The organism is Paraburkholderia bryophila (genome assembly GCF_013409255.1).
GTDB lineage: Bacteria > Pseudomonadota > Gammaproteobacteria > Burkholderiales > Burkholderiaceae > Paraburkholderia.
On sequence record NZ_JACCAS010000001.1, the window covers coordinates 4,514,790 to 4,527,525 of the forward strand.

Genomic DNA, 12,736 nt, shown 5'->3' on the forward strand with positions numbered 1-12,736 from the left:
TGGGCAGCCGGTACGCATTGCCCGCTGCTCGCCGGTACGGCCACGTGATAAAACGTGGGCACGGCGTTTCTGACGCCGATAGAATCGTGTCAATCGAGGAGCGACCGCAACGGGTTGCATGGGGAGAAGCGACACATGGATCTGATCATCCGCCGCGCGACGCTGCCGCCGGGCGCCGCGCCGCACCACAAGCACACGGTCGACATCGGCATCGAAGCCGGCCGCATCGTCGCCGTCGAGCCGAATCTGGCCGCCATCGCGGCCGAAGAAATCGACGCCGCCGGCTCGCTCGTCACGCCGCCGTTCGTCGATCCGCATTTCCACATGGACGCGACGCTGTCGTACGGCTTGCCGCGCGTGAACGCGTCGGGCACCTTGCTCGAAGGCATCGCGCTGTGGGGCGAACTGAAGCCGGACCTGACGCAGGAAGCGTTGATCGAACGCGCGCTGCAGTACTGTGATTGGGCCGTCGCACGCGGGCTGCTGGCGATCCGCAGTCACGTCGACGTGTGCGATCCGCGCCTGCTCGCCGTCGAGGCGCTAGTTGAAGTAAAACGCCGCGTCGCGCCGTATCTCGACCTGCAACTCGTGGCCTTTCCGCAAGACGGCGTGCTGCGCAACGCGGGCGCGTTCGAGAACCTGAAGCGCGCGATCGCGATGGGCGTCGACGTGGTCGGCGGTATTCCGCATTTCGAGCGCACCATGGCCGACGGCGCGCAGTCCGTGCGGCTGCTGTGCGAGTACGCGGCGGGGCAGGGCTTGCGCGTCGACATGCACTGCGACGAATCGGACGACCCGATGTCCCGCCACATCGAAACGCTCGCCGCCGAAACGCACCGGCTCGGCTTGCAAGGGCGAGTGACCGGCTCGCATCTGACGTCGATGCATTCAATGGACAACTACTACGTCAGCAAGCTGCTGCCGCTCATGCGCGAAGCGGGCGTCGCCGCGATCGCGAATCCGCTGATCAACATCACGCTGCAAGGCCGCAGCGATACGTATCCGAAACGGCGCGGCATGACACGCGTGCCGGAGATGATGGCCGCCGGCATCACGGTCGCGTTCGGCCACGATTGCGTGATGGACCCGTGGTACAGCCTCGGCTCGGGCGACATGCTCGAAGTCGCGCACATGGGCCTGCACGTCGCGCAGATGACGGGCGTCGACGGTATGCAGAAGTGTTTCGACGCGGTCACGGTGAATGCGGCGCGTATTCTCGGTCTGGAGGGCTACGGGATCGCGCCGGGATGCGCGGCGAATCTCGTGCTGCTCGATGCGCGCGATCCGGTCGAGGCGATCCGCTTGCGCGCCGCGCGGCTTGCGGTGGTGAGCCGCGGCAAGGTGGTGAGCCGTGCGCCGGCTGCGCGCGCGGCGTTGTCGCTGGAAGGGCGGCCTGAGCAGGTGGATTTCAAGCTGCATCGCGATTAGCCGCAGTACGGGGAAAAGAAAAGCCGGTGATTTGCGAGAGCAAATCACCGGCTTTTTATCGACCGCGATCAAGCATGCAAACGCTCAACGGACCGCTCGAGCGCTAGCGTGAACCGCGCAATCAATGCTCCGCGCCAGGCGCCATGCCGCTATGACGCAGCAACGCGTCGATATTCGGCTCGCGGCCGCGGAACGCCTTGAACGACTCCATCGCCGGACGGCTGCCGCCCACCTCCAGAATCTCCTTGCGATAACGCATGCCGGTTGCCTGATCGAGCACGCTGCCGCTCGCGGCTTGCGCCGCTTCCTCGAACGCGGCGTACGCATCCGCCGACAGCACTTCGGCCCACTTGTAGCTGTAGTAGCCCGCCGCGTAGCCGCCCGCGAAAATATGGCTGAACGTATTCGGCCAACGCGAGAACGCGGCCTGCGGCACCACGTGGAAACGCTCGTTGATCTCGCTCGCGAGTTCGGTGGCGTTCTGCGTGCCGGACGCATCGAAACCGGTATGCAGTTGCATGTCGAACATCGAGAACACGATCTGGCGCAACGTGCCCAACCCGCTCTGGAAGTTCTTCGCGGCCAGCATCTTGTCGAACAGATCGCGCGGCAACGGCTTGGCGGTGTCGACGTGCGAGGTCATGTCGCTGAGCACGTCCCACTCCCAGCAGAAGTTCTCCATGAATTGCGACGGCAGTTCGACCGCGTCCCACTCCACGCCATTGATGCCCGACACACCCAGCTCGTCGACGCGCGTCAGCATGTGATGCAAACCATGGCCGAACTCGTGGAACAGCGTGATCACTTCGTCGTGCGTGAAGCAGGCGGGTTTGCCGCCGACCGGCGCCGAGAAGTTACAGGTCAGATACGCGACCGGCGTCTGCAAGCCGCCTTGCGCGTGCCGGTGACGGCCGCGCGCGTCGTCCATCCAGGCGCCGCCGCGTTTGCCTTCGCGTGCGTACAGATCGAGGTAGAACTGCGCGACCAGGCCGCCGTCCTGATTCTCGACGCGGAAAAAGCGCACGTCCGGATGCCACACGGCTGCTTCGTCGCGACGGATGCGCACGCCGAACAGCGTCTCGGTCACCTTGAAGAGGCCCTTGAACACCGTGTCTTCCGGGAAGTACTGCTTGACCTCGTTCTCAGAGAACGAATAGCGCTGCTGGCGCAGACGTTCGGCGGCGAACGTCATGTCCCACGGCTGCAATTCGCTCATGCCGAGTTCGTTTGCGGCGAATTCGCGCAGCTCTTTCCAGTCCTGCTCGGCATGCGGACGCGCGCGCGTGGCGAGGTCTTCGAGGAAGGCCATGACCTGCGCGGGCGACTCGGCCATTTTCGGCGCGAGCGAGACTTCGGCGAAGTTGTTGTAGCCGAGCATGTGCGCTTCTTCCGCGCGCAATTTCAACTGGTCGGCGAGCACGGCGGTGTTGTCCCACGCCGCTTTGCCGCCGCCGTATTGCGGCCCGAGTTCGGACGCGCGCGTCACGTAGGCGCGATACATCGTTTCGCGCATTGGACGATTTTCCGAGTACTGCATCACCGGGAAATACGACGGGAAGTGCAGCGTGAATTTGTAGCCGGTTTTACCGTCGCGTTCGGCGGCTTCTTTCGCGCCTTCGATCACGTCTTCCGGCAGGCCGGCCAGTTGCTCGGTGGCGCCTTCTTCGACGAGATACGCGTACGCGTTGGTCGCGTCGAGCACGTGGTCGGAGAATGCTTTCGACAGCCCGGCCTGGCGTTCCTGCAGTTCAGCGAAATGCGGCTTCTGGTCTTCCGGCAATTCCGCGCCGGACAGACGGAAGTCGCGCAGCGCATTGCCGAGGATTTTCTTGCGCTCGCCGGTGAGCGACGCGAAGTCGCTGCTGGCGTGCAAGGTCTTGTACTTTTCGTACAGCGCCAGATTCTGACCGACGCTCGACCAGAATTCGGTGACGCGCGGCAGGTTGTCGCCGTAGGCGGCGCGCAACTCAGGCGTGTCGGCGACGGCGTTCAGATGGCCGACCACGCCCCAGGCGCGCGCCAGCGGTTCGGTGGCGCGCTCGACCGGTTCGACCACGTCGGTCCACGAAGCGGGAGTGATCGGCTGCGCGGCGCGTTCGACTGCGGCGGCCGCGTCGGCGAGCAACACGTCGAGCGCGGGTGTGACGTGTTCGGGGCGGATGTCGCCAAAACGCGGCAGGTCGGAGAAATCGAGGAGCGGATTGTCGTGCTTCGAGGGGGTAGTGGACATAAGGCTTCCTGTCTGACGCGAGTGAACGGGTAATCGGTGGATCGGTGCTTCGGTGCTTCGGTGCATCGGCGGGCGTCCCCGAGGGGACGGCGACCTACACCCGGTAGGGACATTATTGGGGCAGGGCACGCCGATTCCAATCCGTCGGCACACAAATTATCAGATCAGCTTGTTCCGCGTGCACAGCGCCGCGCCGCCGCCCGTTTGTGCGACAGCGAACGGTGCAAATTGCTGCCGTGCCGCAAAGTGACGTGTCGCTGCCGGTCATCAGTCACCGGTCGGCGACGTTTTCTGCCTGAGAGGTATCGATGAACCCGCTTTCGCACGCTCTATCGCGTAACGGCAATAACTTCGACCTCGTGCGCCTTCTGGCCGCCGTGGCCGTCGTGTATGGCCACTCGTATCTGCTGCAGGCGCCCGACGGCACCACGGACTGGATCCAGAACGCGCTCGGTTTCGACGGTTTCGGCGCGCTCGGCGTGTACGCGTTTTTCCTGCTGAGCGGCATGCTGGTGACCGCGAGCTTCGACCGGCAACGCTCGGTGCCGCGCTTCGCGGCGTTGCGCATTGCGCGTTTGTGGCCGGCGGTGGCAGTGGGCTCGCTGGTGACGGTGTTCGTCATCGGTCCGTTGTTCACCACGTTGCCGCTGCGCGACTACTTCGCGTCCGGCATGACGTGGGCCAACCTCGACAACTTCTCGACCATCGTGCTGAAAACCGGCTGGGCGCTGCCCGGCGTGTTCGAGCACAACCGCTTTCCCGTCGACATCTGCGGCCCGCTGTGGACGCTGCCGCTCGAAGTGCGCTGCTACCTGATCGTGCTCGTGACCGGGCTGCTGGGGCTGCTGTCCAGCGCGCGCGGAGTGGCGCTGGCGGCGGCGCTGGGTTGCGCGGCGTTCGTGCTGCGCGTGCATGTGCCGCATCTGCAGATCGGGCTGCGCGATTTCAGCGAAACGCCCGGCGGCTATTCGTTCTGGCCGGAGCCGTTCTTCATGCTGGGGATGCTGCTCTACGGATGGCGCGAACGGATCAACATTAGCGGCCTGACGGCGCTTGGGCTGATGATGGTGTTTCTCGTGTTCCGCGATACGGCCGGCGCGCAGCCGCTGTTCTATCTGGCCTTCGTGGTCGGCGTGCTGTGGGTCGGTACGACGCCGTTGCTGCGGCGCCTGGTGCCGCGTCACGATTACTCGTATGGGATCTATCTGTACGGCTTCATGGTGCAGCAATGCATCGCGAATATCGCGCCGCAGTTGAGCCATGTGACGTCGCTACTGATCGCCGCGCCGTTGATCCTGCTGTGCGCGGCGCTGTCGTGGCACTGCGTGGAGCGGCCGGTGCTGAAGTGGTGCCGCGCAAGGCTGGCGCGCCGTGAGGCGCCGCTTGCCGAGGGCATGGCGGCGGGAGATCAGGCGTGAGGCGAGGGTGGCAGCAGGGTGCCCGGAATGGGCGCCCGTAGTTGACACGGAGGAGGTGCCGCGGATCTTGAAATCGGCACTCGCGCCAGCCGTTTCGCTCACTTGCCGGCGAAAACCACTCCGCCGGCTTTCCTCTTCAGCGTTATGCGTTCGCGGCCGCTTCGCGCTCGGCGGCTTCGATCGTGTTGACCAGCAGCATCGTGATGGTCATCGGGCCGACGCCGCCCGGCACCGGCGTGATATAGCCGGCCACTTCCTTGACGCCCGCGAAATCGACGTCGCCGCACAGCTTGCCGGCTTCGTCGCGATTCATGCCGACGTCGATCACCGCCGCGCCCGGCTTGACCATTTCCGCCGTCAGAATGTTGCGCAGGCCGGTGGCGGCAACCACCACGTCCGCATGGCGCGTATGAGCGGCCAGATCGCGCGTCTTGCTATGGCAGATCGTGACCGTTGCGCCCGCTTCGAGCAACAGCAGCGCCATCGGCTTGCCGACGATGTTCGAGCGGCCGATCACCACCGCGTTTGCGCCTTGCAGCGGAATTTCGTAGGCGGCGAGCATTTTCATCACGCCGTACGGCGTGCACGGACGGAACAGCGGCTGACCGGTCATCAACGCGCCGGCGTTGGCGACGTGAAAGCCGTCCACGTCTTTCTCGGGCGCGATCGCCTCGATCACCTTGTGGCTGTCGATATGCTTCGGCAACGGCAGTTGCACCAGAATGCCGTGAATGCGCGGGTCGCGGTTCAGTTCGTCGATGCGCGCGAGCAGCTCGGCTTCCGGCAGATCGGCCGGATAACGGTCGAACGACGAACCGAGGCCGTTGTCGTGGCAGGCCTTGATCTTGTTGCGCACATACACTTCGCTAGCCGGATTGTCGCCGACCAGCACCACGGCGAGGCCCGGCTGATGGCCGCGGGCGGTCAACGCGGCGGCGCGCGTGGCGACGTCGGCGCGCAGGGTCTGGGAAAGGGCTAGGCCGTCGATCAGTTTGGCTGTCATGGTCGGGTCGAGATGGGCAGTTTGAAAAGCGGGGCAGCGCACGGGCGCTGGAGCGCGCCACGCGATGGCGCTTTTCGACGGGAGCGGGTCGCCGCATGAAAAGCGCGCGGCGCGAATCGGAGATAGGCGCCACTGCGAAGTCCGACATTATACCGGCCCTACATGACGCGCCGTGGACGGATTCCCGGTCGCGAGCGACGTAGATCATGCGTCGGTCGCTTGAAGGAGGGAGACAGTGCGACGGGACGGCGGCACGACAGCGCCGCCTCGAAACGTGCTTTGGCATGCCACCGCCGCCGCGACACGCGATAGACCGATTGCGGCCGGCAGGTGCCCGCCCGCAGCCCCATGGCCACCTCTAAGGCTGTTGCACCGCCTGCCAGCTATCGTCCGGATCGAACGCCCGGATCGTGGCCGCCGCCCGCGCGGTCTGCGGGCCGAGGTTCTTCTGATACACCTGACCGTCCTGATTGACGACGAAGCTCATCACGCCGGTCTTGCCATAGTCGGCCGGCGACGCGATCAGTCCGAACCCGCCGGTCATCGACCCGTTCACCACATAGTTCTGCGCGCCGCCCTTCGCGTGCGCACCCTGCGCGGTCAGGATCCGGTAGTGATAGCCGTGATAGGCCTCTTTGGGCAGCGTGCCGTTAGGCATCGTCGCGGCGAGCGGGCCGAGCGGGCTTTCCGTTTCGCCGGGTGCCGTCACCCAGTACAGGCCGTCGTGCTGTCCCGGCGTACTGACGAAGCGTTCGGCGTAGCGCTGGGTCAGGTTGTGATAATCGTTTTGCGCATCGAGATAGGCGAGCGAGGTCTGGATCGCCGCGCGCTCGTTACGGCCGATACGGCGCGTCAGCATCTCGTTGCGCGCCGCGGGCGGATCGAAGCGCCAGCCGTGCGCGGCCTGCACGAGCGGAATCGGCAGGGTCCAGCCGCTGTCGCCGACGGCCAGATGCGCGGTCGCGTGGCCGTTGCCGGTGGCCGGGTCGTCGACGATCTGGTGACCCTTCGACCATGCGCCGAGGAACTCGTAGATATCGTCCTGGCCAATGCCCTCGGTTGGAATGAAGCGATGGAAGTCGCTGCCGAGCACGTGTTTGAGCGCCCCTTCGTCGTTACGCGAGAGGGCGTCGACGAACGCGTTGGCGGCGTCGTCGGCGCTGGGGTAGACCGCTTGAGCGTGCGCGGCCGGCGTGCCCATCAGCAAGGCCGACGCCATCAGCAGCGTGCCGGCCGTGCCGAACTCGGCGGCGAGTGTCGCAAGGTGGGCGCGCAACGCGCCGCGTGGGGATAAGCGCATCATCAGAGACTCCTCTTGATCGTTCAACGGCCGCGGCCGAAATGGTGTCCACCGGCACCGCCACCGCCGCCGCCTCCACCACCGAGCCTGCCTCCGCCTGCGCCACCACCGCCGCCCCCACCCCGCTGGACGCCGCCGCCGTTTGCGCCGAGCCCTCCGCCCGCGCGTTGCTGACCGCCACCGTTCGCACCGACGCCGCCCCCCGCGCGTTGCTGACCGCCGCGATTCGCGAGCGAATCGCGGCTCGACTGGCCGCGCTGCATATCCTGACGGGCATTGTTGCCGTCGCCGGAGCCGCGCAGCGCGTTATCGCGATTGACGTTCTGCGCGCGATTCTGCAAATCGGCGTTCGCCGTGCCGCCCTGGTGGATGCCTTGCACGCGCTGGCTCGCATTGCCGCTCAGATTTTGCCCGGTGCGATTCTGCAGGGTTTGCTGCGCCTGGGAACGCGCGTCGTCGCGGCCACGGTAGGCATCGCGCTGCGCGCCGCCGAGGTTGTTATTGCCGTTGCGATTCAGATTCGCGTTGTTGACGTTGCGATTGACGTTGGCGTTGCGGTTCCAGTTCGTCGTGTTGCTGTTGACGTTGAGCCGGTTGTTGACGTTGACGTTGTTGTAGCGATTGACGTTGATGTTGACGTCATGCGTGTTCCAGTTGAAGCCGCCCCACAGCGAATTGGCCACGGCGACGCCGGCGCCGAACGCGAGCCCCGCGGCGAGACCGCTCGCGATCGCATAGCCGGGCGGCGGCGGCACATACACCGGCGGATACGCCGGGTAAGGCCAGGTGCCGTACACCACCGTCGGGTTATAGGTCGGCACGTACACCACCTGCGGATTGGCCGGCACGATCTGAATCGTGCTCTGTTCGACCACGACCTTCTGCTGCGAGCTCGTCTTCAGATTGCCGGCGGCCTGCGCCTGCTTGCGCAAACGCTGCACGGAGTCCATCACGTCGTTGGACTGGCCGAGAAAAGCGGTGCCCAGTTGCGCGACCCAGTCGGGTTTCGAGGCCATCGTGGCGAGCACCTGCGGAAACGCGACCAGCGACTGCACGCTCGGATCCCACGGTTCGGCGGCGACGGCCTTGACCGCGTCGTCGCCTTGCAGCTTCGAGTTCGCTTTCGACCACGCGGCCGCGGCCTGCACGTCCTGCGGAAAAGTGGAGGCCATCAGCACCTGGGCGAGCAGCGCGTCGGGATAGAGCGCGATTGGCGCGGTCAGCGAGTCGAGTTGCTGGTTCGACATCTTCGGCGCGCTTTGCGCATGGACCGCGCTCGGCGCGAGCAGTCCGATGAAGAGTGGCGCACCGGCCAGAGCGGCGCAAACCAGCATCACCCGCGAGCGGTGTGCTCCGGATCGTTTCACGATGAAATCCTCCCGGTTGTATAAGACGCGAGACGTCGATGCGCAGCTAGCGCTGCGCCGGTTCACGGCAATGGAGCAAACGACGGTGCAAACGGTCGAGCAAACGGCGGAGCAAACGACTGCGTAAAAACAGGCAGCGGCGAGGCGGGACGGCACGCGTTTAGCGTTGCGGCGGCAAGGCGGGTGAGACGCGGGAAGGGCGCGAATAGGCTGAATGTGCGATGGCCGTTGCTTTGCAGGGTCGGTCGACCCTGCATGCGGCGTTCGCGGCACGTCATTCCGTGTTGATCGTGCATCAGCCATTCCCGTTTAGGCGCTCTGTTTAAATTAGGGCGCGCAGCGAGGCTTGTCAATCACGTCAGAGGAAAACGTGGTTTCAGACGCGTGTAAGCGATTGCTGAGTCATGCGTAACGATTCGAACGGGCTCGCGTGTCGAAGCAAGGCGCTGAATTTTTACTGCGGTGCGGGAGAGCGGCGGAGTGGCCGGGAAGCGAAGCAACGGGGAAGGTGAGAAGCAGGGCAGCAGACTAAAGTGACAAGCATGGCAGCGCACACCCATGGCGGGCGAGAGCGCCTTGGGCCGGACCATGTTGCGAGTCCGGCCGTGTTCCACTGTTCAGATTTCAGATCGGCGTGAAGCGGCGAGCGCCGCTGCCGGTCTTACTGCGCCTGTTGCGGCTTGTTCGACAGCGCCAGTCGCAGCAGATCGGCGACCGTGTTGACGTTGAGCTTTTCCATGATGTTCGCGCGATGCGCTTCGACCGTCTTGATGCTGATGCCGAGGTCGTCGGCGATCTGCTTGTTCAGGCGGCCGGCGATGATGCGCTCCAGCACCTGGTGCTCACGTGCGGTCAGCTTGCCCAGACGCTCGGCGGCGGCGCGCTGTTGCTGCACGCTGCTGCTTTCGCTGCGCGCCTTGTCGAGCATGCGCTCGACCAGCTTGCGCAACTCGGCTTCGTCGAACGGTTTTTCGATGAAGTCCATCGCGCCTTTTTTCATCGTCGACACTGCCATCGGCACATCGCCGTGGCCCGTCACGAAGATGATCGGCAACACAGCATTGTCGGCGATCAGGCGTTCCTGCAATTCGAGTCCGCTCATGCCGGACATCCGTACATCGAGAATCAGACACGCGATCTGGCCCGGTTGCTGATGCGGATGCCAGGCGTCGAGGAACTGCTCGGCACCGGAGAAGCATTGCACGCGGTAGCCGTTCGCCTCCAGTAGCCAGCGCAGCGAATCTCGTACGGCCTCATCGTCGTCGACGACAAAGACGGTTTCCTGTGTGGTGACTGGGCTGTTCATAGCTCTCCCGTAACGGTTTGTGGTGTCGGCGCCTCTGACCCGCCGTTGCTCGGGCCGTCAGGCTCTCCAATAGGCAGACTGCAATGGAACGTGGCGCCTGTGATGTGACCGTCGGACTCGACGTTGTTGACCACCCACAGACGACCGCGGTGCGATTCGATAATCGAACGGCAAATGTTCAGCCCCATGCCCATACCATCGGACTTGGTGCTGTAAAACGGTTCGAACAGCCGCTCGGCTGTTGCTTCGTCGACGCCCGGACCCTGGTCGACGACACTGATGCAGACAAACCCGCTCTCCAGTCGCACGACCACGCGGATCACCGGATCGACGGCATTCGGGCGCGCTTCGGCCATGGCTTCGGCGCCGTTCTTCAGCAGGTTGACCAGCACCTGCTCGATCAGCACCGGGTCGACGTAGATCACCGGCAGACGCGAGCGCAGATCGGTGACGATGCGAATCCGCCGCTTGCGCACTTCGATCTCGGCCAGGCCCACCGCGTCCGCGACGATATCGGCGACGCGCGTGGCTTGCCGCTTCGGCTCGCTGCGTTTCACGAACTCGCGAATCCGCCGGATGATCATGCCTGCCCGCACCGCCTGTTGGGCAGTCTTTTCGAGCACCGGCAGCAGATTGTCGGGCGTGGTTCGACCGGATTTAACCAGCGCGACGGTGCCGGAGCAATAGTTATTGATCGCGGCGAGCGGCTGATTCAGTTCGTGTGCGAGCGACGAGGCCATTTCGCCCATGGTCATCAGGCGGCTGGTGAACTGCAGTTTTTCGTCCTGCTGGCGCGACAGTTCCTGCGCCTGCTTGCGGGTGGTGATGTCGGTCGCGATCTGCATCTGCGCGAGGTGGCCGTCCACCCACTGAATGTACTGGCGGCGCACTTCGAACCATTTCTGGGCGCTTTGCACGTAGATTTCCTGTGCGTCGGCGGTGCTTTCGGTCAGCGCCGCGGCGGGCAGACCCGCATAGGTATCCACCATATCGATCGAATCGGACGAGGCCTGTGCGCTATCGAACCCGCCGCCCGCCAATTCCAGATGGCCGTCCGGACGAATCCCGAACAGATGGCGGTAGTAGCGGTTGGCGAACAGCAGCTCGGCTTCGTCGGCGGCCAGCACGGACACGGCCGCGTCGAGGCTTTCGAGCACCGTGGTGAAGCGTTCGTGCGCGGCGGCGAGTTCTTCGCGCGCGCGTTTCGGTTCGGTGATGTCGGTCATCGACGACATCCAGCCGGTCTGGCGGCCCGAGCTGTCGATCAGCGGCGATACATAGAGACGGGCGTGGAACGTCGAACCGTCTTTGCGGCGCACCCGCAGTTCGAAGCCCGACGACGGCGCCTTGCCGCGCAGCGTCATATCGAGCTGGCGTTGCATTTCCGGGTACGAATCGCGCGGCCAGTAGGCGAACGGCGCGTTCTTGCCGACCAGGTCGCTTTCGTCCCAGCCGGTCATGCGGCAGAACGCCGGATTCACGTGAGTGATGCGGCCGTGCATATCGAGCACGCGCATACCGATCAGCACGGAGTTTTCCATCGCGCGGCGGAAGAACGCTTCGGCGTACAGCGCCTGCTGCGCTTCGAAACGTTGCCGCGTGTGCTTCCACAAACTCCACAGACTCCACAGCACGAAGCACGACAGGCCGGCCACCAGCCAGACGAGCGTGTTGTTGGTGAAGTTGGTCATCTGCGGGAACGCGTAGACGCGCACCGAGACGCCCTGGCCCGGCGGGTCGAGCGGCAGATCGTAGAACATGTCGCGCGGCAGGCGCGGGCGGGTCGACGTGGTGGTCAACTCGCGGTTGTTCACGTCGATGATCGAGATTTTGTATTTAGCCGACAACTCGGGCGGAATGTCGTGCTTCAGGATGCCTTCCACCGAGAACACGGCGGCAATCGTGCCGAGAAAGTCGCGGTCGCGGAACACCGGCGTTTGCAGCGTGATGTAGCCGTTGCCGACGTCGTCGTAGATCAGCGGGGAGTAGACCTGGCGGCGCGTGTTGCGCGCCTCGGTGAAGGCGGCTTTGACCGCCTCGTCCATTTGCGCGTCGTTCGGCTTGGCGAGACGCTGGCCGAACACGGGCAGTGCGGTATTGGGCCAGCGCGGTTGCTGCTGGCTCGTATACCAGTTCATGTAGAGGATCTCGGGATGCCCCTGCATGATGTCCGTGGTGGACACCTGGAACGAATGCGGATCGGCGTGGCCTGCGACCAGATCGCGGGCCAGCGCCTGAATCTGTTCCTGCGCGCCAGTCATGGACAGGCGGATCTGCTGCTGCGCCCACGCAACATTACGATAAAGCGTGTCTTCCTGCTGTTGCTGTTCGCGCCGATTCAGGCTCCACAAAATCAGACTCATGACGACCAGAAACACCAGGATCGACAGGAGCGGCGTCAGCAAATAGGAATTCGACCACCATGGTCCATGGTGCCAGCGGGAGGACGGCGTCGAATCCGCCGGCGAACCCGCGGTGCGCGCCGAGCGAGCGAAAAGCCGTTCGGTCAACATGCGTGGCATTGTAGCGCAGCAGGTCGCTAGCAAATGGCGCAAAAAAGCGCTGAAAGTGCCATTAATCGGCGCAAACTAGCCGACGTATCCGTCGAAGGGCAGTCAATTCAGGTTGCGCCGCAGCAATTTTCCGCATTATGAGAAGTGATCTCGCAATTCGAAAAAATTGTT

General features: G+C 64.5%; 8 protein-coding genes. 2 read left to right on the forward strand and 6 right to left on the reverse strand.

Going from position 1 to position 12,736, the window contains the following annotated elements; genetic code table 11:
• Positions 1 to 135 precede the first annotated feature (135 nt).
• Positions 136 to 1,428 (forward strand): amidohydrolase family protein, encoded by a 1,293-nt coding sequence (locus GGD40_RS20275; protein WP_179744689.1) that lies wholly within the window; start codon positions 136 to 138, stop codon positions 1,426 to 1,428.
• Between the two features lie 121 nt (positions 1,429 to 1,549).
• On the opposite strand, the gene GGD40_RS20280 is transcribed toward GGD40_RS20275, so the two are convergent.
• Complete coding sequence (locus GGD40_RS20280) at positions 1,550 to 3,658, reverse strand: M3 family metallopeptidase (protein ID WP_179744690.1); 2,109 nt, start codon at positions 3,656 to 3,658, stop codon at positions 1,550 to 1,552.
• A 308-nt stretch (positions 3,659 to 3,966) separates the two neighbouring features.
• On the opposite strand from GGD40_RS20280, the gene GGD40_RS20285 reads away from it, so the two are divergent.
• A complete protein-coding gene (locus GGD40_RS20285; protein WP_179703819.1) occupies positions 3,967 to 5,076 on the forward strand; it encodes an acyltransferase family protein in 1,110 nt (369 codons plus the stop codon).
• Between the two features lie 142 nt (positions 5,077 to 5,218).
• On the opposite strand, the gene folD is transcribed toward GGD40_RS20285, so the two are convergent.
• From folD to fixL, 5 genes are all read right to left on the reverse strand, one after another.
• The gene (gene folD / locus GGD40_RS20290) at positions 5,219 to 6,079 is read right to left on the reverse strand and encodes a bifunctional methylenetetrahydrofolate dehydrogenase/methenyltetrahydrofolate cyclohydrolase FolD (RefSeq protein WP_179703820.1); all 861 of its coding nucleotides are present in this window, start codon (positions 6,077 to 6,079) and stop codon (positions 5,219 to 5,221) included.
• A 358-nt stretch (positions 6,080 to 6,437) separates the two neighbouring features.
• On the reverse strand, positions 6,438 to 7,382 hold the full coding sequence (locus GGD40_RS20295) for a DUF2950 domain-containing protein (protein WP_179744691.1): 945 nt from the start codon (positions 7,380 to 7,382) through the stop codon (positions 6,438 to 6,440).
• A gap of 20 nt (positions 7,383 to 7,402) precedes the next feature.
• Complete coding sequence (locus tag GGD40_RS20300) at positions 7,403 to 8,746, reverse strand: DUF3300 domain-containing protein (protein ID WP_179744692.1); 1,344 nt, start codon at positions 8,744 to 8,746, stop codon at positions 7,403 to 7,405.
• A 661-nt stretch (positions 8,747 to 9,407) separates the two neighbouring features.
• A complete protein-coding gene (gene fixJ / locus GGD40_RS20305; RefSeq protein ID WP_179703823.1) occupies positions 9,408 to 10,052 on the reverse strand; it encodes an oxygen response regulator transcription factor FixJ in 645 nt (214 codons plus the stop codon).
• Positions 10,049 to 12,565: a PAS domain-containing sensor histidine kinase gene (fixL, locus tag GGD40_RS20310; protein WP_208459106.1), complete on the reverse strand. Its 2,517-nt coding sequence runs from the start codon at positions 12,563 to 12,565 to the stop codon at positions 10,049 to 10,051. The genes fixJ and fixL overlap by 4 nt, the downstream gene beginning before the upstream one ends.
• Between the last annotated feature and the right edge of the window lie 171 nt (positions 12,566 to 12,736).